This window comes from Sporosarcina sp. FSL K6-6792, assembly GCF_038004885.1.
GTDB classification, from domain to species: domain Bacteria; phylum Bacillota; class Bacilli; order Bacillales_A; family Planococcaceae; genus Sporosarcina; species Sporosarcina psychrophila.
In genome coordinates this window covers 2686397-2713358 of record NZ_JBBOSA010000001.1, presented here as the reverse complement: position 1 = coordinate 2713358, position 26962 = coordinate 2686397, and the positions used below count along the sequence as shown (strand labels likewise).

Below are 26962 nucleotides of genomic sequence, written 5' to 3'. Positions count from 1 at the left end.
GATGTGAATATGAATGGGAGTGCAATACGTATGAATATCGTATTAATGGGTCTGCCAGGAGCCGGTAAAGGTACACAGGCAGACAGAATTGTCGAAAAGTACGGAACCCCTCATATTTCTACAGGCGATATGTTCCGTGCTGCTATCCAAGAAGGCACGGAACTTGGAGTCAAAGCAAAATCGTTCATGGATCAGGGAGCACTTGTCCCTGATGAAGTGACAATCGGAATTGTTCGTGAAAGACTAAGCAAATCCGATTGCGATAATGGATTCCTACTCGATGGTTTCCCACGTACAGTTCCACAAGCTGAAGCACTTGATCAGCTTTTGGCTGACATGGGTCGGAGAATTGAGCATGTTCTCAATATCCAAGTCGAGAAAGAAGAACTTATCGCGAGGCTGACAGGCCGCCGCATCTGTAAAGTTTGCGGTACATCCTATCATTTGCTTTTTAATCCTCCACAGGTTGAAGGTAAATGTGATAAGGATGGCGGAGAACTTTATCAGCGAGCCGATGACAATCCGGAAACTGTCACGAACCGTCTGGAAGTAAATATGAAACAAACTGCACCACTCTTGGCGTTTTACGATTCCAAAGAGGTGTTGGTAAATATCGATGGACAAAAAGACATCAAAGACGTTTTCAAGGATCTGGACGTAATTCTGCAAGGAAGCGGACAATAATCCTTTTCGAACTTAGATATTATACGCATTTTTTGGGCAGTATAGCATAGAAGCATAGAAGGACGTTTCAACGAGCTGCAAAAGCATATGATGCCCGGTATAACAACTAGATGGTTTTTAGCAGGGTTATGGTTCTGAAACATAGTAAATGCATTTTCTTGCTTTGGTAGGTATAATGGATTTCGTGGAAAGAACTGTATAACGTAACTGGGAACTCATCCACGGCATTCTGGACAGTCGTGTCCATTTCGACGCGATTTTCCATAACAAGAAGTCGAGGACGGACTTAAGGGAAACGGAATGTGGCAGACCTCTTTCGAACATCACTCATGCAATCCGGACATATGTTGAAGGAAGCTTTAAAGGCGACTGATGCCGCTCGATGGTGAGAACCTTTATTGGATATAGAAGGGAGACTGGGTTGATGGCGAAAGATGATGTAATTGAAGTTGAAGGAACCGTACTCGAAACACTGCCAAACGCAATGTTTAAAGTAGAGCTGGAAAACGGCCATACGATTCTTGCGCATGTTTCTGGCAAAATTCGTATGCACTTTATCCGTATTCTACCTGGCGATAAAGTGACAATGGAACTCTCGCCTTATGATTTAACACGTGGTCGTATCACATACCGTTTTAAATAAACTTTTGTAACTCCGGAATACTGAAGGAGGTTGGGTAAGATGAAAGTTAGACCATCTGTAAAACCGATGTGCGAAAAATGTAAAATTATTCGCAGACGCGGCCGAGTAATGGTAATCTGTGAAAATCCAAAACATAAACAAAGACAAGGCTAATTCTGAAGGAGGTGCACAATATATATGGCACGTATTGCTGGTGTAGACGTTCCGCGCGATAAGCGCGTAGTCATTTCATTAACTTACATTTTCGGAATCGGAAAAACAACTGCTCAAAAAGTATTGGCGGCAGCTGGAGTATCTGAGGACGCACGAGTTCGCGATCTTACTGACGCAGAGCTTGATAAAATCCGTGAACAAATGGACACGCTTAAAGTTGAAGGTGACCTTCGACGTGAAACTTCCCTTAACATCAAACGTTTGATGGAAATCGGTAGCTTCCGTGGTATCCGTCATCGTCGCGGACTTCCTGTTCGTGGACAAAACACGAAAAATAACGCACGTACTCGTAAAGGTCCTAAACGGACAGTAGCGAACAAGAAAAAATAATAGGTAAAGGAGGTATCTTCTTAACATGGCACGTAAACAACAAACTCGTAAACGTCGTGTGAAAAAGAATATTGAATCCGGTATTGCACATATCCGTTCGACGTTCAATAATACAATTGTTACAATCACTGACATGCAAGGGAACGCAATATCTTGGTCAAGTGCAGGTGCATTAGGCTTTAAGGGTTCTCGTAAATCAACACCTTTCGCTGCACAGATGGCTGCTGAAGCGGCTGCTAAATCATCTATGGAGCACGGTCTGAAAACTTTGGAAGTTACTGTTAAAGGTCCAGGTGGTGGACGTGAAGCAGCAATTCGTTCATTACAGGCTGCAGGTCTTGAAGTTACTGCAATCAGAGACGTTACCCCGGTTCCACATAACGGATGCCGCCCGCCAAAACGCCGTCGTGTATAATGGCTTCTTCTCCATATGATTGAGAAACACAATTTATGTCAACAATGATTGTGCGATTGCAATTTGCCGTCTATGAAAATCGATTTCAATATGGAACGGCCTATACATTGATGTTTTGAAGGAGGGTAAATGAATGATCGAGATTGAGAAACCGAAGATTGAAACAATTATGATCGCCGAAGACATCAAGTTCGGTAAGTTTATCATCGAACCACTTGAACGCGGATACGGAAATACGTTAGGAAACTCCCTACGTCGCATCCTTCTATCTTCACTGCCAGGAGCTGCTGTTACATCTATCCAGATTGATGGTGTGCTTCATGAATTCTCAACAATTGAAGGTGTCGTCGAAGACGTCGCATCAATTATTTTGAACGTGAAAAAACTGGCTCTCAAAATCTATTCAGATGAAGAGAAAGTGATTGAGATAGACGTGAAAGGCGAAGGAGTTATCACAGCTGCGGACATTACACATGATAGTGACGTAGAAGTGTTGAATCCTGAACTTCCTATCGCGACACTTGGTAAAAACGGTCACTTGCGCATGCGTATGTATGCTGTACGTGGACGTGGTTACGCACCTTCTGATCAAAACAAACGTGAGGATCTCGCAATTGGCGTTATTCCAATCGACTCTATTTACACTCCGGTTTCACGAGTTAACTTCCAAGTGGAGAATACTCGGGTTGGCCAAATGGCGAACTTTGATAAGTTGACACTTGATGTTTGGACAGATGGTAGCATCGGTCCTAAAGAAGCTGTTTCACTTGGGGCAAAAATCCTAACTGAGCATCTAAATATATTTGTCGGCATGACAGATGAAGCACAAACTGCAGAAATCATGGTAGAAAAAGAGGAAGATCAGAAAGAGAAAGTACTCGAGATGACTATTGAGGAACTTGACCTTTCAGTTAGATCTTACAATTGCCTAAAACGTGCAGGCATCAATACAGTTCTTGAACTTGCTAGCAAGTCAGAGGACGAAATGATGAAAGTACGAAATCTTGGCCGTAAATCACTTGAAGAAGTGAAAGCGAAATTGGACGAGCTTAACCTAGTGTTACGCACCGAAGATTGAGCGAATTTATAGATTGAAGGAGGGAAACTTCTATGGGATACAGAAAACTTGGACGTACAAGTTCACAACGTAAAGCAATGCTTCGCGACCTAGCGACAGATCTAATCGTACACGAACGTATTCAAACGACAGAAGCTCGTGCGAAAGAATTGCGTTCAGTTGTTGAGAAAATGATTACGCTTGGTAAACGTGGAGACTTGCATGCACGTCGTCAAGTTGCACAATTTATCCGTCGCGAACTGGTTACAGTGGCAGACGGTGAAGGCAACGAGAAAGAAATCTACGCAATCCAAAAACTTTTTGATAATGTTGCACCACGTTACGCTGAGCGTCAAGGTGGATATACACGTATCATGAAAATGGGACCTCGTCGCGGCGACGGAGCACCTGTCGTTGTAATCGAACTCGTTTAATATATACAATGGCAATTGATTAAATCTTCAAGGGGTGTGTCTGGCGTACCCAGAGCCGCACCCTTTTTTTAAAAATTTATACGACAACTTTAAAAGCTGAGTGTTACGATCGTCGGTTTATACCGTCTGGTCTAGCTCTACGCACCTCATCCGCGGTACCGGATTGAGCACCTGGTACCAGTCATAGATATGAGCGCATTTCTTCGGATGAGGTGCGCGCTTTTTTTTATCCAAAAATAATGTCCAGATTTTTCAATATATAAGTTTTTGACTAATATGATGTCTAGGCACCAGACGCACGGGTCATAAGAGGGCAAGCTAGGAAGGATTAAACTTGCTTTTCTTTTACGCCTTCCTTGGCAAAGAACGCCGCTTCGCCGGTCCCTCTGATGCCTGCCGCGGGCCTACAAGATGTAGGTCATGCAGCTTTTACCCCTGGAAATGGTGTTCTTAAGCTGCGTTCATTTGTGACGGTGCCTTGCGCATTTTTAAAAAGGATTCCTTGTCAATTGGCAGGGGATCCTTCGTAGTATACATAATGTGAATGTAGCCGGAGGTGGTAGGCGATGAAGGAAATTCTGTCGATGGATAATGTGTCTTATTCCTATGACTCTGAGGACGAGGTAGCAAAGAAAGCAGTCGACGGCGTGTCGTTTACGGTACAAGAAGATGAATGGATTGCTATTGTTGGCCATAATGGTTCCGGTAAATCGACACTTGCGAAATTGATGATTGGACTTTTGTTCCCAGAAGAAGGGGACGTTAACGTATTTATTGAAAAACTGACTGAGAACAATATATGGGAAATTCGTTCACGGATGGGTTTTGTTTTTCAAAATCCAGATAACCAGTTTGTTGGTTCGACAGTTCAAGATGATGTTGCATTTGCGCTAGAGAACAATGGAGTTCCCTTCGAAGAAATGGTGACTCGGGTTCATGATGCACTTGCGCAAGTAAACATGAGTGATTTCCTCGACCATGAGCCTCACCATCTCTCAGGCGGACAAAAGCAACGAGTTGCAATAGCAGGAGCGCTCGCTTTGCATCCAAAGCTTCTCATTATGGATGAGGCGACGTCGATGCTTGATCCACAAGGACGTAATGAAGTAATTCATTTAGTTGAAGAATTAAAGCGTAAGACGGGCCTCACGGTCATTTCCATTACACATGATTTGGAAGAGGCGCTGTTGGCAGATCGTATTATTGTCATGAACAAGGGGAAAGTTCTGACTGTTGGTACGCCGGAGCAGATATTTGCTCGGGGAAATGAACTTGAGGAAATTGGTTTGGACTTACCATTCGCTTTAAGAGTATCCAGTTTGTTACGTGAAAATGGGCTGGATCTTGTCGGTGAGCATATGACGGAAGAAGAGTTGGTGAATGAATTATGGACATCTCACTTCAGCAAGTAGGCTATTTGTATGGAAAAGATACTCCTTTTGAGAAAAGGGCATTGCAGAGTGTAGATGCGACAATACATTCTGGCTCTTATTCTGCAATAATTGGACATACCGGATCAGGAAAATCGACACTTCTTATGCATCTGAATGGTTTGTTAAAGCCTTCAGAAGGGATTGTGAAAATTGGAGATACGACAATTACTGCCGGTACGAAAGCGAAAGGACTGAAAGATGTCCGAAGGCATGTGGGTATTGTATTCCAGTTTCCAGAGCATCAGCTTTTTGAAGAGACTGTTGAAAAAGATATTATGTTCGGTCCTATGAACTTTGGTGTACCTGAAGAAGAGGCAAGGAGACGAGCGCATCAACTGATAGAATTGCTAGGACTTCCTCCAGAGGTTGCCCAGCAGTCTCCTTTCGATCTTTCGGGAGGGCAGATGCGCCGGGTTGCGATTGCGGGTGTACTCGCGTTTAAACCGTCTGTGCTCGTTTTGGACGAGCCAACTGCGGGACTTGATCCGCGGGGGCGGCTCGAAATTATGGAGCTTTTCAATCGTCTCCATGTGGAAGAAAAACTAACGACAATTCTTGTGACGCATAGTATGGAAGATGCTGCACGTTATGCGGACAATATTATCGTTATGCATAACGGAAGCTCAGTCATGTCTGGGACGCCTCAGGAAGTGTTCGCTGATGAAGAGAAGCTGACCTCCTTTAGATTAGGTCTACCGCGCTCAGTAAAGTTCCAGCGTGACATTGAGAAGTTAATTGGTCGTCCTCTCCAGGGACTGGCATTAACGGAAGCTCAGCTTGCGAAGGCAATTGCGTTTGCCGCTACGGAAGAAGGTGGCCGTTAATGTTGGAAAAGATGATTTTCGGACGCTATATTCCTGGCAATTCATTTGTCCACAAGCTCGACCCTCGTTCGAAGCTGTCATTTGTTTTTCTTTTCATCATTGGAGTCTTCCTTGCAAATAATACTGTTACGTACGCCGTGTTATTAGGATTTACGTTACTCGTTATTTTAAGTTCAAGGATTCGATTGTATTTCCTATTTAACGGATTGAAACCAATTCTTTTCTTGATTATTTTCACGCTACTCATGCATATCTTTTTTACGAAAGAAGGAGCACTTCTCGTCGATTGGAAGTTCATCAAGATATATGAAGAAGGGTTGAGGCAAGGTATTTTTATTTCCATTCGTTTTCTTGTATTGGTTTTGCTGACGTCTATCTTGACGTTGACGACATCGCCGATTTCAATCACGGATGGTATGGAAGACTTGCTGGGACCATTTAAGCGAATTAAATTGCCTGTTCATGAGCTTGCGCTGATGATGTCAATTTCCCTGCGCTTCATCCCCACATTGATGGATGAGACGGATAAGATATTGAAAGCGCAATTGGCGAGAGGTTCGGACATTAGTACGGGTTCTATTAAGCAGCGAATTCGTGCAGTCATTCCTTTGCTCGTACCTCTCTTTGTGAGTGCGTTCAAACGCGCTGAAGACCTTGCAGTCGCCATGGAGGTTCGTGGCTATCGTGGAGGCGAGGGGAGGACGAGGTACAGGCAGCTGAAGTGGCACTGGCGTGATACCACGATAATGGTATTGCTTGCTGTTCTAGTTGTCGTCCTCTTTCTGCTTAGGGCATAGGAGGTGGATACAAATGCAACGTGTTAAAGCAATTGTTTCGTATGATGGTACTCGATTTTCTGGATACCAGATACAGCCGGGAATGCGAACGGTGCAATTGGAAATTGATAAAGCATTAGTGAAAATGCATAAAGACAAGGAAATTTTTTCGGTCGCAAGCGGCCGGACGGATTCGGGTGTACACGCAAATGGCCAAGTGATTCACTTTGATACACCGCTGAACTTGCCGATAGATCGATGGAAGCTGGCGTTAAACGTCCTTTTGCCTACAGATATCCGACTGGTTGAAGTTGAATACGTCAGCGAAGATTTCCATGCGCGTTATTCTGCTATTGGCAAGACGTACGTTTATAAGTGGTCCTATAGCGAAGTGCATAGTCCGTTTGAGCGTGATTTTTCCGTTCATCTCGGTAGATCACATCCTGATATTGAGTTGATGAAGGAAGCTGCTGCCTATTTAATTGGGACGCATGATTTCACAAGTTTCTGTTCATCAAAAACCGCGACTTCCAATAAAGTCAGAACGGTGAGAATGCTGACACTCGAAAAAAAAGGCGATTATCTCATCATGACAATTGAAGGAAATGGCTTTTTATATAATATGGTAAGAAGCATTGCAGGTATGCTTCTTGTCGTAGGGAACGGCTGGAAAACGCCGGAAGACGTCAAGCAAATACTTGAATCTTGCAGCCGTAAAGCGAACGTTAAAACCGCGCCAGCACACGGTTTGTATCTAGATGAAGTGAGCTACAAAGACTAAGGCAACTTTTCCTAGCGTATTTAGAGGAATCGCTTGACTTAATGTGGAATTCGGTATAAGATGAGTAATGGTATTTCAATAACCCCACAAATAAGCCCCGGAAGGTAAACTTGTGTTTAGGGATAGAGAAAACGGGAACTAATAGAGATTCATTTAGGAGGATAAAATTATGCGTACAACATTCATGGCTAAAGGTCACGAAGTAGAGCGTAAATGGCTCGTTGTCGACGCTGAAGGACAGACGCTTGGTCGTCTTGCTTCTGAAGTTGCATCACTTTTGCGCGGCAAACATAAACCTACGTTCACACCACACGTTGATACAGGTGACCACGTCATCATCATCAATGCAGAAAAGATTCATCTTACAGGTAACAAATTGAAAGACAAAATTTACTACCGTCACTCAGGTTACACGGGTAGCATGAAACAACGTACGGCTCTTGAAATGCGTACAAACTTCCCTACAAAAATGCTTGAACTTGCAATTAAAGGAATGCTTCCAAAAGGTCCTTTAGGCCGTCAAACATACAGAAAACTTAACGTATACGCTGGACCGGATCACCCGCACGCAGCACAACAACCAGAAGTATTCGTACTTCGCGGTTAATTAAAGAGGAGGAAACAACTTGGCACAAGTACAATATCTCGGCACAGGCCGTCGTAAAAGCTCAGTAGCTCGTGTACGTCTAGTTCCTGGAGATGGCACAATTATCATCAACAAACGCGACGTAGAAGACTACGTACCATTCGCGACACTTCGCGAAATCATCAAACAACCACTTGTAATTACAGAAACTCTTGGAAGCTACGATATCCTTGTAAACGTTGATGGCGGTGGATACACTGGACAAGCAGGAGCAATCCGTCACGGAGTTGCACGTGCTCTACTTCAAGTAGACCCTGACTTCCGTCCAGCGCTTAAATCAGCAGGACTTCTTACTCGTGATGCAAGAATGAAAGAACGTAAAAAACCAGGTCTTAAAGGCGCACGTCGTGCACCACAGTTCTCAAAACGTTAATCTTTCAATTAAAAAAAGCCCTTTTCCATTCGTGGAAGAGGGCTTTTTTATGATTTTATCTTGAGAAGGCAGTTAGTTAATTAAGAAAATCACTTGACCTACAGTATATGGCAATTCATAATTAGAACTATTAGAGCATAACTGGATATAACTAGTTATATCCAGTTATAATAGACATGAGAAAAGGGAGGCTTAAGATGATGAAAAAGATTAGTTGTTTCCTTGTATTACTATGCTTGCTATTGATTTCAGTAGGATGTTCCAATGGTCAACAACCAATTGTCAGTGGTTCAGATGATGAAGTTGAATTAACAATTTCAGCCGCGGCCAGTTTAACAGATGCATTGAATGAACTGAAAACTAGTTTTGAAAGTGAACATTCGACCATTACCTTGTCGTTCAATTCCGGGGGCTCAGGTAAATTAGCGCAACAAATCGAGCAAGGTGCACCCTCAGATGTGTTCCTATCGGCAAGTAAAATAGATATGGATAAGCTGCAGGAGGGAAATCTGCTACTTGAAGATACACGACTAGATTTTGCTACAAACGAGCTGGTGTTAATTACGAATAAAGAAAAACCATTCAATTTGTCCTCATTTGAAGATATAGATCCATCAACTATTGATCATTTTGCTATCGGCGAGCCAGAAAGCGTGCCTGTTGGCCGTTATTCGAAAGAAGTACTTGAAACATTGAAGCTTTGGGAGCCGTTACAAAGTAAGTTGGTTTTGAGTTCGGATGTACGCCAAGTTCTGACACATGTTGAAATGGGCAATGCGGATATTGGCGTTGTGTATGCCAGTGATGCATTGATTTCAGATAAGGTAAAAGTAGTGGCTACGGCTAAACCTGAATGGCATGATCAAATTGTTTATCCGGGGGCCGTCATTGCCGACTCGAAGCACCCTGAAGAAGCGAAAGCATTTTTAGCGTTTCTCGCAGGCGAGCAAGGCAAAGAAATCTTGAAGAAATACGGATTCAAGTAAGTAGAAAGAGGGATGCATGTGAATGAGACGGATTATACGCCATTACTTTTATCGTTAAAAGTAGCGGGCATCTCCACTCTTTTCGTTTTTATAGGAGGAGTCTTCTTCGCACGAATACTGGCACGCAAAACGTTCTTTGGAAAAGGGTTTATCGAAACGTTATTCCTTTTGCCACTCGTTTTACCTCCGACTGTCGTTGGGTTTGGATTACTGATACTTTTTGGGAAGAATGGGTTTATCGGAAGTTGGCTATATTCCGTGTTCGGTATTCAAATCATTTTCTCATGGCTTGGCGCGGTTATAGCTTCAATTGTCGTCTCATTTCCTTTGATGTATCAAAGTGCAAGTGCGGCTTTCGAAAACTTGGATTCAAAGTTGGAGAATGTGGCTAGAACAATGGGAGCTTCGGAGTGGCGTGTTTTTTGGACCATTTCGTTTCGTCTTGCTTGGCCGGGTCTTCTTGCTGGTTTAGTCCTCTCTTTTGCAAGGGGACTCGGGGAATTCGGGGCTACGTTGATGTTGGCGGGCTATATTCCTGGAAAAACAGATACGATTCCGATGGCCATCTACTTTGCGGTAGAATCCGGGCAAATGGAGAAGGCTACCTTTTGGGTAGTTATTATCGTTACTTTAGGATTTAGTACAATCATGTGGTTAAATTGGTGGAGCAGGCGGAACATGCGTCGCTATAAAAATGACAATGGATAAGAGGATGATTGTATGCTCGAAGTTCACATCAAAAAAAAGCTACCTCACTTTTTGTTGGATATTGAATTGAAGGTAGAAGATGAAATTCTTGTTTTATTTGGACCCTCTGGATCCGGGAAAACATCAATCTTAAATAATATAGCAGGGTTGGACAAACCCGACGCAGGATATATCAAGTTAAATGGAAAAACGTACTTCAGTGAAGGAGGCAAACCGCTACCGACTAAAAACAGAAACATCGGCTATCTCTTTCAGGATTATGCACTTTTCCCTCATATGATTGTGGAAAAAAATATTGCCTATGGAATGAAAAAGAAAAAAGAGGGTGAGCCCCCGTTTCGGATCGAACACTTAGTAAGCGTGTTAGGGATAGAGCATTTGTTACAAAAATATCCCCACCAAATTTCTGGCGGAGAGAAGCAAAGGGTTGCACTGGCGCGTGCCTTAGCAACAGAACCATCCATTTTATTACTTGACGAGCCTTTGTCTGCGTTAGATCATGAAACGCGGATTGAGTGCCAGGACGAACTGTTAAGACTCCATGAGATTTGGCGAATTCCGTTCATTATCGTTACGCATGACATGAATGAGGCGGAGAAGCTTGGAGATACAATCCTGTATCTTGAAAAGGGGTCGGTAATAAAGACTGTCGATAATTTGCATAAAAGGATAGCTGTTTCAAATTGAAAAAAGTTCCTCCCTTCAACTGAGTCAAATCGTTGAAGGGAGGAACTTTTTTAGACTTCGTTAAAATGTTTCATAGATGATTTTCCCTGTTTTGGATAAATCATAACCGCCAATTGATTGGATCTCTTTCTGAAATGAATCTGAATGTAAAATATGTGTTATCAAATTAATAAGCCCTTCATTTTGTGGAGTTTTCAATATGACGAGATCATACTGTTCTTGGATGAGGGGAATAAAGTCAACGTCAACGAGGTGGGCAGTTTTCTCAGTTCCTATCCCTACATCAGCTTCTTCGCTTGCAACTTTGCTGGCAACTCCTATGTGGTTCAATACTTCTACTTCATAGCCAGATACATGTTGAGGAGAAATGCCTTCTATCCGAAACTTCTCGTCAATTAAAACCCGTACACCGGATCCTTTTTCTCGGTTGACCATTGTAATTCCTGGTTTCGTTAAATCGGTCCAAGATTGAATATTTTTAGGGTTTCCCTTTCTCACGTAAAAGCCTTCCCAGCGTGATAGGAAATTGATGATGAGGTAAGGTTGTCCGACGAGGATTTTGCGGATGTACGGAATATTATATTCCCCTGTGTCTCCGTCAAACAGATGAGTACTTACGACATCTGCCTCCCCTTGGTACATGGAAACTAAACTATTCAAACTGCCTGTATACGAGCGAAGCGGGCGATACCCGGTCGAATTCTTCTCAATGTAATTAGCCAATATGTCTAAGCTCAAATCCTGCCCGCTAATTATGATTTGTCTAGTTGGTGTGGTAAATGACTTACTTTCATCGGAAGGGTTTCCGTTAAAGTGCACGTCCACTCTATTTACGTTTCTTCTACTTTTAGTTTGTTCTTTATAATCAGCCAAGTCATGGGCGTCTACTCGTATTTGTCGTCCAACCCGGTACGAGGGCAATTGTTCTTTTTTGATCAAATCGTAGACCGTCAATTTGGACACTTTCAAAATCTGAGCAATTTCTTCGGTCGTGTATGAAATATTTTCTTTCATGCTCGATTCGTCCTCCTTCGTGCTGCATGATAATCTAGATTCCACTGAGGTATTAAAGACAGGGTATAAATAGAGTACAAGCCTCTTTAAAGCACCGTAGTGGATTTGAAAGGAGTCTTAATTTCAATTTATACTAGTTCTCAAATCATTTCTAACTATATATGTTGGACAAATGAATACCTATATAAACTGAGCGGAGGCATCCCCGAGCGCCGAAGCGGATTCAATGGGATTCTTCATTTCAATATATGTAGTATACCAAAGCTTTTAGGCAGAACCTAATTGAGCTTCAGCTGGAACTTGTCGTTGAAGGCAGCTGTTTTTCGTGAATATCACCGCTTCTATGGTAAAGTAGAAAGGATAAAATGTGAGGAGGATTTGCTATGAAAGAAATCACAACTACCGAATTACAAGAACGGATAGAAAAAGGTGAGCAGCTTAACTTGGTCGACGTGCGCGAGGCAGATGAAGTAGCGGCAGGGATGATCCCTGGTGCAATTCACATCCCTCTAGGCGACGTACCGGTGCGTATGAGTGAACTTGATAGCTCTAAGCCATATATACTGATTTGCCGTTCAAGCGGCCGTAGTGGGCGTGCGCAAGAGTTCCTAGCGGATGAAGGCTATGATGTAACAAACATGCTAGGCGGCATGCTGGAATGGGAAGGCGCTACTGAATAAGTACTTTTTGAAAGGGACCTTGCGGGGTTCCTTTTTTGGTTTTAGGAATATAGGGATACAGTTGAATTGTTGTTTAGTTTCGGTAAAGCGTTGTTACGTTTCGCTGTAGCGTCGTTTGGTTTTGGCAAAGCATTGCTTAGTTCAGTAAAAACTAATTCTACCCCCAATCTCTACTCAAAGTAGGACATATCTGCCGCTGAATCTGCGTATAGTGAAGGAAAAAGGCGGTGTCCATATGAAACGGTGGTTTGTGATCTGTTTATTATTTGTGTGTTCTCTTGGAATTGTCATGTATGGCGTTAAGGCTTCGTCAGATCGGAATTTTTTCATGCCCGCAGAGCTTGGTGGGGTGAAGATACTTATCGACCCGGGACATGGAGGGATGGACGGGGGCGCTTCATCCGGAGATGTCGTAGAACGGGATATTACACTGAGTATCTCTCATGAATTGAAGAAGCGGCTTGAAAAGAAAGGGGCGACAGTTATCATGACGCGGACACAAGATGGCGACGCGTTGGCCGAACATGCCCCGGCTGAGAAATTCGGAACAACTCGCGAACGCAAAATGGCTGATTTGAAATTGAGGGAAAGCATTGCAATCAGTGAAAAACCTGATATGTTCATCAGCGTTCACGTTAACGCAATACCAGAGGAAAGATGGCGCGGGTCTCAAGTTTTTTATCATCCGGGGGGAGATCCTAATGGTGAATTTCTGGCAAAAGCTATTCAAGAATCATTCCAGACTAATTTAAAAAATACGGAACGAGTAGCAATGGCAATTAAGGGTGTCTATTTGCTGAAAAAAGTACCGACTCCAGCAGTTCTCGTTGAAACAGGTTTTCTGTCAAACAATGAAGAAAGGGCCCTCCTAATTGACCCTGCTTATCAAGGCAAGGTAGCTGATGCGATCATGGAAGGTATCGTTGAATTTCATACTGCAGATGAAAAGTGAGAGCCTTAATGGGATTTGCAGGTAGCTTATTATGGTATACTTGGAGGTGAATGAATAAACCTCCAAGGGGTGTCTACATTGATGAATGAAGAAACAGTACGTGAATTGTTGGGGCAACTGAAAGATCCGTTTTTACATAAAACGCTTGCGGAGACGAGTGGAATTACAGGCGTAACAATCAAGCCAGAGAAGAAGCATGTTAGCGTGAAGATAGCTATCGCTAAAATTAATACTGCTGAACAGATGGGTCTTCAAACACAAGTGGTCGATGCATTGAAAGGAGCAGGTGCTGATTCTGTTGGTATCCGTTTCGAAGAATTACCGGCAGAAGTACTGGAACAGTTCCGTGGAAAAGTGACGGAATCGGAAGCACAAGATTTATTGTCACCGCTGAATGACGTTGAATTTATTTCAATAGCGTCTGGTAAAGGTGGCGTAGGGAAATCGACTGTGTCGGTTAACCTTGCTGTAGCGCTTGCGCGTCTAGGGAAAAAGGTCGGTTTAATTGATGCTGATATTTATGGCTTTAGTGTACCAGATATGATGGGTGTAACTGATTTGCCAGTTGTTCGGGGTGACCGGATTATCCCAGTTGAACGTCTAGGCGTAAAAGTTATTTCTATGGGCTTCTTCGTTGAGGATAACGCACCAGTTGTATGGCGCGGTCCAATGCTTGGGAAAGCACTCGACCAGTTCTTCCGCGACGTTGAGTGGGGAGATCTTGACTACCTATTCCTCGATTTGCCGCCAGGTACAGGGGATGTTGCGCTTGATATCCACCAGATGATTCCGACGTCTAAAGAAATCGTTGTAACGACTCCGCATCCGACAGCTGCATTTGTTGCTGCGCGTGCAGGAGCAATGGCGCTTCAGACCGACCATGAATTGCTTGGTGTAATTGAAAATATGTCTTGGTTCGAATCAAAAACGTCAGGTGAACGTGAATTCGTATTCGGTCAAGGCGGCGGCGTAAAATTAGCTGAGGAACTCCGTACAGAGTTACTTGGGCAAATTCCTCTTGGCCAACCGGACTGGGATGAAGAAGATTTTGCACCTTCCGTCTATGCAGAAGATCATCCTATCGGGAAAATTTACATGGGTATTGCGGAAAATATTATTAAAAAAACTACGAAACAATAATGGATGTAAAAAGGTGGAGAAGGCTATTTGCCTCCTCCGCCATTACTTTTTTCCTGCTTGTCTTCTCCGCCACTTCCGCCAGCACCTCCACCACTACCTCCACCGCTCTCCTCTGGTTTCGGTTCACCGGCTTTTAAAATCAGTTCTTGCCATTTCGTTTGCAGTAAAGGGCTGTTAATGGTTTCTTCAACAACTTTTTCAAGATGTTTCTTCATATTTGCCGACTGGGTAACGGTTTCTAGCTGCTTTAACATGTCGGGCTGGGTGAAAAACTCTTCCAACTGTTTTTGGAATGATGAATCATCCATCAGTTGTTTCATGATATCTTGCTGCTGTTCCTTCATGCTTTTTGCAATGGTTTCAGTGAACTTTGGATCTTCGAACGTTTTTTTCCAAAAATCTTCCCCTTTTTTAGAAAGGAGAGTGTCTTCGACGGATTTCTTTACTTCAGGTTGTTCTAGAATAAGTAGTTCCTTAAATTCCGGATCTGCGAACATTTGCCGAACCGCTTTTTTCCCCTCCTCCGTCTGGAGTGCATCGGTCATCATTTTTTTTGTTTCGTCGTATGTCGGAGCAGCCTGCTGCATGCTACATCCAGTCAATAAAAGGGCCGAAAACAGGAATAGACCAATTCTTTTTTTCATGGAAATCAAATTCCCTCCCAGATGCATTTTCATTTATTGTTCACAATACGACGTAGAATATGCATGAATCGTTTAATGAAATAGATTTTTCATCAAAACGTTGTTACACTATTGGAAGGAAAAACAAAACGGAGGATCACTATCGTGACAATACGAAATTGGGTCAAATTCTTTTTTACAGCATTACTAATCGGAGGCTTCATGACGGCGGTTGTAGGATTAATTGTCCGCTGGGAGTTCTTCTCTCAATATTTATCCAATGGTGAATACGGTCAATTCATTGGTGCATTTCTTTGGATGATCTTCCTTGGGTTTACGATGAGCGTCGTTGCGCAAATGGGCTTTTTTGCTTATTTAACGGTCCATCAATTCGGTGTGAATATCTTTAAGACACTCACATTGTGGAATTGGGTTCAGCTATTAATCATTGCGATTGTCCTATTTGACCTTATCTTCTTCAGATTCCAATTGACGTCAGATGAGACGGGTCGTACAGTTCTGTACCTAGGATTACTTGCAACACTAGTAGGTGTTTCCGCGGTAACCGCTTATTTCAAGGCGAAATGGACGAAGAAACACACGCTCATTTCAGCACTATTCTTCATGATCGTTATTACAACGCTTGAATGGTTACCTGCGTTGATGGTACGTTCAGGTAATATCGATTCATGGGTCACAATCCTGCTCTTCCCGCTTCTTGCAGTGAATGCGTATCAAATCTTAGTACTGCCGAAGTTCAACAAGCAGTCTGATGAAGATAAGGTGAAGCTGGAAGCACGCAGAAAAGCACGAGGCAAAGTTACGAAGTCTGCTAAAGCAAAATAAAAAAACAGCACACCAGCCAGTTGATAATGGCGGATTGTGCTGTTTTTTTATAAGAGTAGGTGAGGCGGTTGGGTTATTCGGGTATTTTTTTGACATTCACCTTAGTTCCGAATAACATGGCTTCGACGGATATAAAAGTTCGATCTTTATCTAACTTTTTTAACTCAGCCAAATTAACACGGTTTTCCCGGTGATGGGGGACAGAAATAATTTCTCCTTTAGTGACAGAAGGGAGATCGCCACCATTCCAAACAACAGATGAACCCAGTGCATTAACTTCCGCATCCCAGAGCATACTATGCAAGTTCGCTGGAAAAACTTCATCAATGGTACGAAACCAAAGAGGTTTTACCCCGAAAGTTTTTTCGAACTGCTCAAGTTGTTCTGTGAACAAAATTGTGTTTTGTTCATAGGTTACACCCTTATCGCCGAGTAACCCTATAGAAATATTTTTTTCTTTGATGAGTTGCACGGTTTCTGGAAAACGACCAGCCCATTTCATATCAACGAGTAGAAGTGGATAAGGTTTACTGAGTTCTTGGATCCATTGTTCCACTTCTATATCCCCGAATGAAATATTTACGGTCAGTGCGGAACCACTAGCGCCGCGTACAATAACAGCAGGTTCCTCCGTTACGCGGAAGACGGATACAAGAGATAGTTGTTTAGGTAAAGCGGGAAGGAGCAGGAAGAGCGCGCAGCAAATAATGGCAGTGATCATGTACTTGTTTCGCATATGTTGTCCCCTTTTTGCACAATCTACCGTAAGTTTATGAAAGTGTGTTGACAAATATGCAAAAGACGTGATAATATATATAAGTTGCTGTCGGGAACAAAACAAACTTTTAAAAAAGGTCTTGAAAAATATTTAATGTTTGTTATAATGGAGTTTGTCCTGAACGACATGAACAAATTTAAATGAATACTTATTATTCCGCAGTAGCTCAGTGGTAGAGCAATCGGCTGTTAACCGATCGGTCGTAGGTTCGAGTCCTACCTGCGGAGCCATATGCTTCCATAGCTCAGTAGGTAGAGTGCTTCCATGGTAAGGAAGAGGTCACCGGTTCGAATCCGGTTGGAAGCTCCAGAGCAACTTTAAGAATGAGGCCCCTTGGTCAAGCGGTTAAGACACCGCCCTTTCACGGCGGTATCACGGGTTCGAATCCCGTAGGGGTCATTAAAACTTTTTCAGCGTGAAATGTTGAAAGAAGTTTGCTTGTTACTTAAGGTTTTGAATCTAATAATACATATTTTAACATGGTGGGGTAGCGAAGTGGCTAAACGCGGCGGACTGTAAATCCGCTCCTTCGGGTTCGGCAGTTCGAATCTGCCCCCCACCACCAATACTTTTTCAACACTTGCGTTGAAAACAGTATTCCTTGATTTTAACGTTTCGCGTTAAAAAGAGTTTACTTTTAGGTTGTTATGTAAAGCATTGAATAGAGTAGATTTTACTTTAATGCAAAGCACCGAAAAGAATTAAACTTAAATACTAATGGGGTATAGCCAAGTGGTAAGGCAACGGACTTTGACTCCGTTACTCGTTGGTTCGAATCCAGCTACCCCAGCCATTTTCTTGCTTTACCAAACCATGTGAATTGCAAATAGCTTTATTAACCCTTTCGCCAAAATGAAAGGGTTTTTTTCTATTTTCAACTAGATATAAATCTCTATATTGAACAAATGAAATATCGATATGAACTGAGTGAAGGCGCCATAAAAAAGATAGCTGAAGCCGGCAGATATCCCTTAGCTCCGAAGCGAATTTACTGGAGTTCTTTATTTCACCATATATAGCCCGAAAGAACGGATTTATAGTAGAGTAAATGGGGTTATAATTATTTTTGCAGGCCAACGTAGGTTGAAAAAGGTTTTTAGGAAAGAAGTGATTTTATGCAAGGAAATAATAAAATGGTAGATGATTTAATTCGCCATGATGGTAGTCATAGTCCGGAAAAAATGCTTAGGGACATTGCCTATGCACTTGATCAGTCAGCTATTGTTGCTGTCACAGACCAGACTGGGAAAATAGTGTATGTGAATGAGTTGTTTACAAAAATAGCGCAATACAGTGTGGAGGAACTTGTGGGGGCAGACCATCGGATTATCAATTCAGGCTTTCATCCTTCTTCGTTTTTCAAAGAGCTATGGGCGACAATCGGCAGGGGAAATACATGGCATGGTGAAATCTGTAATAAAGCCAAGGATGGATCTTATTATTGGGTCGACACGATGATCGTTCCATTTTTAAATGATAACGGAAAGCCCTATCAATATATATCCATCCGCTATGACATCACTAAGAGTAAAGAGTCTGAGCGGATGATACGCGACCTTGCTTATAATGACCAATTGACCAGTTTACCTAACCGAACTTCATTTCGGAAAATGTTTTATCAAGAAATAGAAGTAGCGAAAAAACAGAGAACAAAACGAGCCTGTATCTATATGAATGTCGACCGTCTTCGCTATGTGAATGATTCGCTTGGCCATGAGGTAGGTGATTATATTTTGTCTGTTATTGCGAAGAGGTTAAGGACAATTCTAAAAGAAAAAACTGTTATTGGCAGACTTTCAGGTGATGAATTTGCATTCCTCCTTCTAGATGTACGTGATGCACAACACGCTGAACAACTGACAAAAGAAGTTCAGCAATATATTGAAGAACCTATTGAAGTAAAGGACCAAATGCACACACCATCTTTAAGTTTCGGGATTGCCTTGTATCCGGAGCATGCTAAAAAACCTTCAGAGCTTGCAATGAAAGCAGAAAAAGCTCTTTCTATCGCCAGAACGCATGGCGGCGGAGGATGTGAGATGTATCAGCACGGAACAGCGGCCAAAACATTGGAGCGGATCTTGCTGGAGAATGAATTACGGAAAAGCGTTCATTTGGGTCATCTCCATCTTGATTATCAGCCTAAAGTGAACTTGAAGACAGGGAAGTTGATAGGTGTTGAAGCGTTAGTGCGTTGGAATCATCCTGATCTTGGCAGAATACCACCCGATAAGTTCATTCCCGTGGCGGAAGAGACGAAAATCATCATACCTCTCGGGGAATGGGTACTGCGTGAAGCTTGCGGGCAGGCGAAAAAGTGGCAAGATAATGGATATGGACCGTTTCGGGTGGCTATCAATATGTCAGCCGTGCAATTGGAAGAACCAACTATTTTGCATACGATTAAAACAATTCTTGAAGAGACGGGTGTCACAACAGATTTGATTGAAATCGAATTAACTGAAAGTGCATTTGCCAACCGGGAAGATATGCAGGGAAGAATTCGTGAAATAAGGGCGTTGGGTATTACGGTGTCTATCGATGACTTTGGAACAGGTTATAGTACGTTTAGTTATATCAAAGAACTACCAGCTGATACGATTAAAATCGATATGTCCTTTGTGCGCGATATACACCTGAATGAAGATAGCCAGGCAATCGTTAAGGCTATTGTAACTTTAGCAGATACTGTGGGCTTAAACGTCATTGCGGAAGGTGTGGAGTATGAAGAACAAGCCGTTATCCTAATGAATTTAGGTTGTCGTGAGGGTCAAGGCTATTACTATAGCAAACCAACGTCTCCTGATGCATGTGAACAGTTCATGGGAAAAAGATTGTAAACGAATAAATATTCAGATACTTGTTGAGTTGAGCCAAACCTTCTCATGGACTTATACTAGAGATATAGATAAGGGGAGGTAATTTGACATGCAACATTTGAATATTTCATTAATCGGTGTACCACTCGATTTTGGACAAAGTCGTCGTGGGGTGGATATGGGGCCAAGTGCAATCCGATATGCAGGTGCTGTAGGGAGAATTGAATCGATTGGCCATCAGGTTACGGATGAGGGCGATGTTCAGGTAAGTGCTGTGGAAAGAAAAAAACATAGTGATACGAATTTGAAGAACTTAGATGAAGTCATTCAAGCGACTACGGAGCTTGCGCGAAAAGTTGCTGAAGTTGTGGATGCAGGTAGATTCCCACTTGTTTTAGGAGGCGATCACAGCATCGCTATTGGAACGCTTGCTGGCTTGTCGGAAAAGTATAAAAATCTTGGTGTCATCTGGTATGATGCGCATGCAGATTTTAATACTGCAGAGACATCGCCTTCCGGTAATATTCATGGAATGCCTCTTGCCGTAAGTGTTGGGCTAGGGCATGAAAGTCTCGTTAATATACATAGTGAAGGTCAAAAAGTAAAACCGAAGAATGTTGTCATCATCGGAGCACGTTCTGTGGATCCGGAAGAACGTCAATTGCTCAAGGAGCAAGGTGTTAAGGTGTTCACGATGCATGAAATCGATCGCTACGGAATGACTTCGGTTATGGAAGACGCTCTCGCCTATCTACGTTCACGTGATGTCGACGGTGTCCACTTGTCGCTTGACTTAGATGGACTTGATCCGCTGTATACACCAGGAGTCGGAACGCCGGTACCGGGGGGAATTAGTTATCGGGAAAGCCATCTAGCGATGGAAATGCTGGAAGACTCAGGCATGATTACTTCGGCTGAATTTGTAGAAGTAAATCCGATTTTGGATGAGAAGAATAAAACAGCTGATGTTGCGGTAGGTTTAATGGGCTCACTGTTTGGAGAAAAACTAATTTAATCAGTTCTTGAAAGCCCGTCTAGTAACTTAGATGGGCTTTTTTCACACCTGTTGATTAACCAAAAAATAACCAGTGAATAACATGATCACCTACTGGCGCTACGTGTATAGTTGACTTTGGATTGAATGACTTCTATAGGATTACCAAGATGTCTGGATGTGTAGGGATACAACTTTGTCGCATAACTACACATTATTTCGGTAATCGTATGGTGGTCCTTCATCCGTCGCCCTCCAAGTTCATAAGTACACGAAGTGCAAAAGCTTATTGGGACGAAAGAATAGAGGGGTATCTATCTACCTGGATAAAAGCCGCCAAAGATGCAATTTTGGCGGCTGAAACTTTCTTTGAGTGTTTTCTCTTTTTTACTAGTAAAGAAGTATCGCTTTCTATTTATGCATCACATGATTAGATGCATACTCTTTGTTAAAAGTAAGCAAGAAGCACATTATACAACGTGCAAGAGTGCCCGAAATTGCATCGTCGGGCACTTACACTCGCCATAGAATGTCATCTACTCTTTTCTTCTAAAACAACTGCATTTTACACTTGAACATTGTAGGTAAGCGACAGGCAATTATTCGCAACAGTATTACTGAAAAGAGTGTGGCTAGGAATGACGAATTCATTTCTAGCCACACTCAGACCCCCCTCAGTAAATCTGTCATGAATAGTTAGCCGTAAGCGGGCCGAAAAAAATCCAGTGAAAATGAAGGTCATCAAGCCCTTCTCACTAGTGTTTTATGCAAATAAATGGTTAATCAATAGAAGTGGATTTTTTTCTGGAGAATCGCAGGTAATCCCAAAAACGCCATGTGTCACTGACACAAAAGTTTCGAATCCCACATCCCACTTTAATCAAAAGCCATTTACTTTTCCAATCATTAAATATAGTGAGGAAATAACTAGCAATATCTGTTAAAATAAAATTAATGAAAAAAAATGAAACCTGTCGACACCTTCAAACGTATAGAAGGGACAGCCGCATAGAGCGGAGGGTGAAATACATTGGATGAACTGATCAATAAACGAATAAATGAAGTCTTGAAAGGCGACCAAAATGCATTTGAAGAAGTAGTGACTTTATTTCAGCATCGCCTATACCAAGTATGTTACAGGATGCTTGGCAACGCACAAGAAGCAGAAGATATTGCGCAGGAAGCATTTGTCCGTGCCTATATCAATATTCATACATTCGATCAAAAACGGAAGTTTTCAACGTGGCTGTTTCGGATTGCGACGAATTTATGCATCGACCGAATTCGAAAGAAGAAACCTGATTATTATCTCGATGCAAATGTACCGGGTACAGATGGTCTGAATATGTACTCACAAATTGCCGCATCCGGCGAGCTACCTGAAGATGAAGTCGAAAGAATGGAATTACAGGAACGAATCCATTACGAAATCGGAAGACTTCCTGATAAATACCGTTCCGTCATTATTTTAAGGTATATCGAGGAATTACCGCTCCAAGAAATTGGTGACATTTTGGAATTACCACTAGGGACCGTAAAGACCCGTGTCCATAGAGGGCGGGAAGCACTTCGGAAACAGATAGGTAATATGTAGGAGGGAATTAATATGAATACGTGTCCGGAACAAATCGTTCACTATATGCACGCGTATTTAGACGGTGATATTAGCCGTGACGAAGAGCGGCTATTGAAAGAACACCTAGATAGCTGCAAAGAATGTAAGGAAATTATGAATGGATTGACTGAGTCTATTGCTTTTATAGGAAGTGCTTCAAAAATAAAGGCGCCGGACAGCTTTGTCAACGGTGTTATGGCACGACTTCCCAAAGAAAAATCCCAAGCGGGTGTTCAACGCTGGTTGCGTAGCCATCCACTTTTGGCAGCTGCAGCCATGTTTTTAATCCTTATGAGTGCAACACTATTTTCAAGTTATGGAAATGACCAGCAGTTTTCGGTGACGAAACAGCCGAATCTTGTTGTCGAGGGTCAAACGGTACTCGTGCCCGCCGGTGAAACAGTTAAAGGTGATATAGTCGTTAAAAATGGCACCCTCCGTATCGAAGGAGAAGTGGATGGCAACGTAACAGTTATTAGAGGTTCTAAATACATGGCCTCTACAGCGATTGTAACTGGTAAGAGCGAGGAAATTGACAAAGTGTTCGACTGGCTTTGGTATAAAATGAAAACAACAGCTAAAGACATCTTTCCATCATCAAAAGATGACAAGCAGCAAGATGACAAGCAGCAAGATGAAAAGTAGACAGGGCGACCCCGCGACCGTTTAGAGTTGGTAACCGGTCGCTCTTTTTCATTGCTTAGGAAACTATAAAATCACGTACAGTGGATTGGCTGCAATATAGAGACTTCACGCAGACATTGCCGCAGGACGTGGCATACTTTGGCTGTGTTCATTTATAACAGCTGCTTGCGCTTTTGTTCTTTTCTAAGAAAGGACAGTGCAGTGCTGTTATGCTATACTATACGCATAAGAAACTGTTTATGAAGGTAGGCGAAGCACATGCCAAAATGGCAAGAATTAGTTGATTTCAGTCCAGTAGCGGCATTTATTAATATTGTAGATGTGCTTCTCGTCTGGTTTGTTTTTTATAAATTGATTACGATTATAAAAGGAACGAAAGCGGTTCAACTTTTAAAAGGGATTTTTGTCCTTCTCATTGCTCGTATTCTGACTGAGTTTTTTGGACTTGATACGCTTCAATGGATGATGGATCAGGTTCTTCCGTTTGGATTTCTGGCTATTATTATCATCTTCCAACCCGAGCTGCGGCGTGCGCTTGAACAGATTGGTAGAGGACGGCTATTTGCTCGTACAATGATGCAGGAAGAAGAGGAACGTGATCGTCTGATTGAAGCGTTTGTGAAATCTGTTAGCTATATGGCGAAACGGCGAATTGGTGCGCTTATTTCAATTGAAAAGGAAACAGGTCTAAGTGAATATATTGAAACCGGTACAGGTATGGATTCGCTGATTACGTCAGAACTTCTTATCAATATCTTCATCCCGAACACGCCACTCCATGATGGTGCAGTCATTGTCCAGCGTAATCGCATTGCGGCAGCAGGATGCTATTTGCCGCTGTCGGAGAGTCCGTTCATCTCAAAGGAGCTTGGAACACGACATCGTGCAGCCCTTGGAATTAGTGAAGTAACGGATGCTGTCACGATTATCGTGTCAGAAGAAACTGGAGCAGTAAGCCTTACTGCAAATGGGGATATAGATCGGAATCTTGATATGGAGGAATTTGAAGCGCGGTTGCGGAGAGTCTGGTTCGGTTTAACAACTGAAAAGCAGGATTCTTCCATCTGGAAGTGGAGGTGGAGAAAAAATGGATAAGTTTATGAATAGCCCATGGTTTCTTCGCTTGACAGCCTTATTCCTTGCAATTATTCTTTTTTTTACTGTGCAGGCAGAAGAAAAAAAGGGTAGCAAAGCAGTTGGAGATGCGCGGGACATCATTCAGGATTTCCCTGTACAAGTGTTTTATGACAATGAAAATCTTGTCGTGACTGGAGTTCCAGAAACGGTCAATATGACCATTGAAGGCCCAGCGAATATTGTCCAGACAACGAAATTATTAAAAGACTTTACGCTACGAGTCGATTTGTCTAGTTTGCCAATGGGTAAGCATACAGTTGAGATTCAAAGTGAGAATGTTTCTGAGAAGCTGAAAGTCATCTTCGATCCCGCGACAATCGAAGTCGTAATCGAAGAGAAAATCACACAAACATTCCGTGTTGATCCTGAACTGAATGAACGTCTGCTTGCTGAAGAGTTCAATGTCGTTAAGATAGATGTCGATCCGTCAACTATCGAAGTGACGGGGGCGAAGAGTGTTATTGAATCGATTAGTTTTGTAAAAGCCTCAATAACAGGAGACAAGGAAATTAACAAATCATTCGAGCAGCAAGCACGGGTTCGGGTCTTAGATAAAGATTTAACGAAGCTGAATGTGACGATTGTTCCTGAACAAGTGACTGTCAAAGTTGAGATTTCCGAATATAGTAAAGAAGTGCCAATCGTACTTAAATCGCGTGGAGTTCCTGTTACTGGTGTCACTGTCGATGCCCTTTCTACTCAGGATAAAACGATTAGTTTATTCGGTCCACGGAAAGTGCTGGATCAAATTAAAGAATTCAGCGTTGATGTGGATGTATCCGAAGTAAAAGGACAAGGAACAATGGCGATTGATTTGAAAAAACCTAAAGGTGTTACAAAGATGTCTTTAGATAAAGTTAAAGTGAAAATAGATGCAACAGTGATTGATTCAGACTTGGAAGTAATCAATCCGGAGCCGCCTGTTGAGGATGTAAAAGTAGTTACGAAGGAATTTAAAGACATACCTGTTACTGTAAAAGGACTTGATGAAAGTTTCACGAGTTCATTTCAAAAACCGGCGGCCGGTTTGGTTGTACTAACTGTCACGGCGGAACAGGATGTAATTGATACATTGGAGAAATCAGATTTCACCGTTTATATCGATGCGTCTGAAACCACGGACGAAGGAGAACAGAATTTCTCAGTCTTGGTTGAAGGACCCCTAGATGTGAAATGGATACTATCAGATAAAGAAGTAACGATGCATATTGAACTTGCCTGACATACAGTTGAATGTGCAGGATTGAAAGGGAGAATGAAAATGACAAAGTATTTCGGGACCGATGGCGTCCGTGGGGTTGCAAATAAGGAATTGACACCGGAAATCGCATTTAGATTGGGTAGAATTGGTGGGCATGTGTTAACAAAAGAATCATCAGGGAAGTCACAAGTACTCGTCGGCAGGGATACGCGTATCTCGGGTCAGATGCTTGAAAATGCCCTAATTGCGGGTCTTTTATCGACGGGGATTGAAGTGATGACTCTTGGGGTTATTAGCACACCAGGTGTCGCTTACTTGACGCGCGTCATGAATGCACAGGCCGGAGTCATGATCTCAGCTTCACATAATCCTGTCGAAGACAATGGCATCAAGTTTTTTGGTGCAGATGGTTATAAACTGACGGATGAACAGGAAGAAGAAATTGAGCAACTGTTAAACGTACAAGAAGACTCGTTGCCGCGTCCGACTGGAGCAGACGTTGGTTTTATAACAGAGTATTTTGAAGGCGGACATAAATATATTCAGTACTTAAAACAGACGGTCGACGAGGAATTCGCGGGAATTCATGTTGCACTCGATTGTGCACATGGTGCGACATCTACACTGGCAACACATTTGTTTGCTGATCTTGATGCAGACCTAACAACAATGGGAGCATCGCCAAACGGCTTGAATATTAATGACGGTGTCGGTTCGACTCATCCTGAAGAATTGGGTAAACTCGTTGTTGAAAAAGGTGCCCATATTGGTTTAGCGTTTGACGGAGACGGAGATCGTCTTATCGCTGTAGATGAACGTGGAGAAGTTGTTGATGGTGACCAGATTATGTTCATCATCGCACGTCATTTACATGAAGGAGGCCGCCTTAAATCAGGAACGATTGTCTCAACGATTATGAGCAATCTAGGTTTCTATAAAGCATTGACGGAACACGGCATGAAGAGCATTCAGACAGCCGTTGGTGATCGGTATGTTGTAGAAGAAATGAGAAAAGGAAATTATAATCTTGGCGGTGAGCAATCAGGCCATATTATCTTCCACGATTACAATACAACAGGCGATGGGCTTCTTACAGGACTTCAGCTCGTTAACATTATGAAAATAACTGGACGTAAGCTATCTGAACTTGCGGCAGGCATGAAAATTTATCCACAAAAACTTGTTAATGTACGTGTTACGGATAAGAATGCTGTGACGGATAATGCATTAGTAGCAGAAGTAATAGCAGAAGTAGAAAAAGAGATGGCAGGCAATGGCCGCGTTTTGGTTCGTCCTTCGGGCACTGAACCGCTTGTGCGCGTCATGGTAGAAGCGCCTTCTGAAGAAGATTGTGTACGTCTTGTTCAGCGTATTGTTGACGTTGTGCAAGCAGAAATGGGAACTGAATAAGAGACTAAACCATTGATCGAAGATGTCGTTATTGACGATATCTTCGGTTTTTTATTTTGCCGAAAACAAAAAGGCATCTCAAGATAGTGAGGAAAACACTAACTCGAGATGCCCTTTT

At 42.5% G+C, this 26962-nt stretch carries 30 protein-coding genes and 5 tRNA genes; 32 read left to right on the top strand and 3 right to left on the bottom strand.

The annotated features are described in order from the left end of the window. Positions 1-30 precede the first annotated feature (30 nt). The 16 genes from MKZ26_RS13290 to MKZ26_RS13215 all read left to right on the top strand — a co-directional run bounded on the left by MKZ26_RS13290 (position 31) and on the right by MKZ26_RS13215 (position 10990). On the top strand, positions 31-684 hold the full coding sequence (locus MKZ26_RS13290; RefSeq protein ID WP_067204801.1) for an adenylate kinase: 654 nt from the start codon (positions 31-33) through the stop codon (positions 682-684). 424 nt (positions 685-1108) lie between these two features. After that, on the top strand, positions 1109-1327 hold the full coding sequence (infA, locus tag MKZ26_RS13285) for a translation initiation factor IF-1 (RefSeq protein WP_067204804.1): 219 nt from the start codon (positions 1109-1111) through the stop codon (positions 1325-1327). A 39-nt stretch (positions 1328-1366) separates the two neighbouring features. Next, positions 1367-1480: a 50S ribosomal protein L36 gene (rpmJ, locus tag MKZ26_RS13280; RefSeq protein WP_067204807.1), complete on the top strand. Its 114-nt coding sequence runs from the start codon at positions 1367-1369 to the stop codon at positions 1478-1480. Between the two features lie 24 nt (positions 1481-1504). Next, a complete protein-coding gene (rpsM, locus tag MKZ26_RS13275; protein ID WP_067204810.1) occupies positions 1505-1870 on the top strand; it encodes a 30S ribosomal protein S13 in 366 nt (121 codons plus the stop codon). A gap of 25 nt (positions 1871-1895) precedes the next feature. Beyond that, positions 1896-2285 carry a 30S ribosomal protein S11 gene (gene rpsK, locus MKZ26_RS13270; protein WP_067204813.1) on the top strand — a complete coding sequence of 130 codons (390 nt, stop codon included), beginning with the start codon at positions 1896-1898 and terminating at the stop codon, positions 2283-2285. A gap of 133 nt (positions 2286-2418) precedes the next feature. Continuing rightward, complete coding sequence (locus MKZ26_RS13265; RefSeq protein ID WP_067204816.1) at positions 2419-3363, top strand: DNA-directed RNA polymerase subunit alpha; 945 nt, start codon at positions 2419-2421, stop codon at positions 3361-3363. 32 nt (positions 3364-3395) lie between these two features. Then, entirely contained in the window at positions 3396-3776 is a 381-nt protein-coding gene (gene rplQ, locus MKZ26_RS13260) for a 50S ribosomal protein L17 (RefSeq protein WP_067204818.1), read from the top strand. Between the two features lie 566 nt (positions 3777-4342). After that, entirely contained in the window at positions 4343-5188 is an 846-nt protein-coding gene (locus MKZ26_RS13255) for an energy-coupling factor ABC transporter ATP-binding protein (RefSeq protein ID WP_340766481.1), read from the top strand. After that, complete coding sequence (locus MKZ26_RS13250) at positions 5164-6033, top strand: energy-coupling factor ABC transporter ATP-binding protein (protein ID WP_340766480.1); 870 nt, start codon at positions 5164-5166, stop codon at positions 6031-6033. The genes MKZ26_RS13255 and MKZ26_RS13250 overlap by 25 nt, the downstream gene beginning before the upstream one ends. After that, a complete protein-coding gene (locus tag MKZ26_RS13245) occupies positions 6033-6830 on the top strand; it encodes an energy-coupling factor transporter transmembrane component T family protein (protein WP_067204827.1) in 798 nt (265 codons plus the stop codon). The genes MKZ26_RS13250 and MKZ26_RS13245 overlap by 1 nt, the downstream gene beginning before the upstream one ends. A 13-nt stretch (positions 6831-6843) precedes the next feature. Then, positions 6844-7590, top strand: coding sequence for a tRNA pseudouridine(38-40) synthase TruA (gene truA, locus MKZ26_RS13240; protein ID WP_340766479.1), 747 nt, complete (start codon positions 6844-6846; stop codon positions 7588-7590). Between the two features lie 169 nt (positions 7591-7759). Beyond that, entirely contained in the window at positions 7760-8197 is a 438-nt protein-coding gene (gene rplM / locus MKZ26_RS13235) for a 50S ribosomal protein L13 (RefSeq protein WP_067204834.1), read from the top strand. Between the two features lie 19 nt (positions 8198-8216). Then, positions 8217-8609: a 30S ribosomal protein S9 gene (rpsI, locus tag MKZ26_RS13230; RefSeq protein ID WP_340766478.1), complete on the top strand. Its 393-nt coding sequence runs from the start codon at positions 8217-8219 to the stop codon at positions 8607-8609. 197 nt (positions 8610-8806) lie between these two features. Continuing rightward, positions 8807-9595, top strand: coding sequence for a molybdate ABC transporter substrate-binding protein (gene modA, locus MKZ26_RS13225; RefSeq protein ID WP_340766477.1), 789 nt, complete (start codon positions 8807-8809; stop codon positions 9593-9595). Positions 9596-9613: 18 nt separating this feature from the next. Further along, complete coding sequence (gene modB / locus MKZ26_RS13220; RefSeq protein WP_445683423.1) at positions 9614-10303, top strand: molybdate ABC transporter permease subunit; 690 nt, start codon at positions 9614-9616, stop codon at positions 10301-10303. A 12-nt stretch (positions 10304-10315) separates the two neighbouring features. Beyond that, positions 10316-10990: an ATP-binding cassette domain-containing protein gene (locus tag MKZ26_RS13215; protein ID WP_067204845.1), complete on the top strand. Its 675-nt coding sequence runs from the start codon at positions 10316-10318 to the stop codon at positions 10988-10990. Positions 10991-11050: 60 nt separating this feature from the next. Here MKZ26_RS13215 and MKZ26_RS13210 read toward each other — a convergent pair whose 3' ends face one another. Continuing rightward, complete coding sequence (locus MKZ26_RS13210; RefSeq protein WP_340766475.1) at positions 11051-12004, bottom strand: helix-turn-helix transcriptional regulator; 954 nt, start codon at positions 12002-12004, stop codon at positions 11051-11053. Between the two features lie 383 nt (positions 12005-12387). Here MKZ26_RS13210 and MKZ26_RS13205 point away from each other — a divergent pair, with 383 nt between their 5' ends. The 3 genes from MKZ26_RS13205 (at position 12388) to MKZ26_RS13195 (ending at position 14776) form a co-directional block, all read left to right on the top strand. Beyond that, on the top strand, positions 12388-12684 hold the full coding sequence (locus MKZ26_RS13205) for a rhodanese-like domain-containing protein (protein ID WP_340766474.1): 297 nt from the start codon (positions 12388-12390) through the stop codon (positions 12682-12684). Positions 12685-12919: 235 nt separating this feature from the next. After that, a complete protein-coding gene (locus MKZ26_RS13200; RefSeq protein WP_067204853.1) occupies positions 12920-13636 on the top strand; it encodes an N-acetylmuramoyl-L-alanine amidase in 717 nt (238 codons plus the stop codon). 81 nt (positions 13637-13717) lie between these two features. Beyond that, entirely contained in the window at positions 13718-14776 is a 1059-nt protein-coding gene (locus MKZ26_RS13195; protein ID WP_445683422.1) for an Mrp/NBP35 family ATP-binding protein, read from the top strand. 23 nt (positions 14777-14799) lie between these two features. On the opposite strand, the gene gerD is transcribed toward MKZ26_RS13195, so the two are convergent. Then, complete coding sequence (gene gerD, locus MKZ26_RS13190) at positions 14800-15420, bottom strand: spore germination lipoprotein GerD (protein ID WP_338653935.1); 621 nt, start codon at positions 15418-15420, stop codon at positions 14800-14802. 144 nt (positions 15421-15564) lie between these two features. Between gerD and MKZ26_RS13185 the strand changes: the two genes are divergently transcribed. After that, on the top strand, positions 15565-16245 hold the full coding sequence (locus MKZ26_RS13185) for a KinB-signaling pathway activation protein (protein ID WP_067204859.1): 681 nt from the start codon (positions 15565-15567) through the stop codon (positions 16243-16245). 73 nt (positions 16246-16318) lie between these two features. Here the strand turns inward: MKZ26_RS13185 and MKZ26_RS13180 are convergent, their stop codons facing one another. Beyond that, on the bottom strand, positions 16319-16981 hold the full coding sequence (locus MKZ26_RS13180; RefSeq protein WP_187046462.1) for a hypothetical protein: 663 nt from the start codon (positions 16979-16981) through the stop codon (positions 16319-16321). A gap of 197 nt (positions 16982-17178) precedes the next feature. Between MKZ26_RS13180 and MKZ26_RS13175 the strand changes: the two genes are divergently transcribed. From MKZ26_RS13175 to glmM, 12 genes are all read left to right on the top strand, one after another. After that, a tRNA-Asn gene (locus tag MKZ26_RS13175) sits at positions 17179-17253 on the top strand. A gap of 3 nt (positions 17254-17256) precedes the next feature. Then, positions 17257-17332: transfer RNA gene (locus MKZ26_RS13170), tRNA-Thr, on the top strand. A gap of 18 nt (positions 17333-17350) precedes the next feature. Beyond that, a tRNA-Glu gene (locus MKZ26_RS13165) sits at positions 17351-17422 on the top strand. Positions 17423-17504: 82 nt separating this feature from the next. After that, positions 17505-17588: transfer RNA gene (locus tag MKZ26_RS13160), tRNA-Tyr, on the top strand. Positions 17589-17741: 153 nt separating this feature from the next. Beyond that, positions 17742-17816 (top strand) — tRNA-Gln (locus tag MKZ26_RS13155). Between the two features lie 322 nt (positions 17817-18138). Further along, entirely contained in the window at positions 18139-19863 is a 1725-nt protein-coding gene (locus MKZ26_RS13150) for a bifunctional diguanylate cyclase/phosphodiesterase (protein WP_340766472.1), read from the top strand. Positions 19864-19951: 88 nt separating this feature from the next. After that, the gene (gene rocF / locus MKZ26_RS13145) at positions 19952-20857 is read left to right on the top strand and encodes an arginase (protein WP_067204869.1); all 906 of its coding nucleotides are present in this window, start codon (positions 19952-19954) and stop codon (positions 20855-20857) included. A 1009-nt stretch (positions 20858-21866) separates the two neighbouring features. Continuing rightward, positions 21867-22430, top strand: a complete 564-nt coding sequence (gene sigW, locus MKZ26_RS13140) for an RNA polymerase sigma factor SigW (protein WP_067204872.1) — start codon at positions 21867-21869, stop codon at positions 22428-22430. A 12-nt stretch (positions 22431-22442) separates the two neighbouring features. After that, positions 22443-23096 (top strand): anti-sigma factor, encoded by a 654-nt coding sequence (locus MKZ26_RS13135; protein WP_340766470.1) that lies wholly within the window; start codon positions 22443-22445, stop codon positions 23094-23096. A gap of 258 nt (positions 23097-23354) precedes the next feature. Beyond that, a complete protein-coding gene (gene cdaA / locus MKZ26_RS13130) occupies positions 23355-24191 on the top strand; it encodes a diadenylate cyclase CdaA (RefSeq protein WP_067204877.1) in 837 nt (278 codons plus the stop codon). Continuing rightward, positions 24184-25455 (top strand): CdaR family protein, encoded by a 1272-nt coding sequence (locus MKZ26_RS13125; RefSeq protein WP_340766469.1) that lies wholly within the window; start codon positions 24184-24186, stop codon positions 25453-25455. Before cdaA ends, MKZ26_RS13125 begins: the two co-directional genes overlap by 8 nt. Positions 25456-25494: 39 nt before the next feature. Next, entirely contained in the window at positions 25495-26844 is a 1350-nt protein-coding gene (glmM, locus tag MKZ26_RS13120; protein WP_187046466.1) for a phosphoglucosamine mutase, read from the top strand. Positions 26845-26962: the final 118 nt, after the last annotated feature.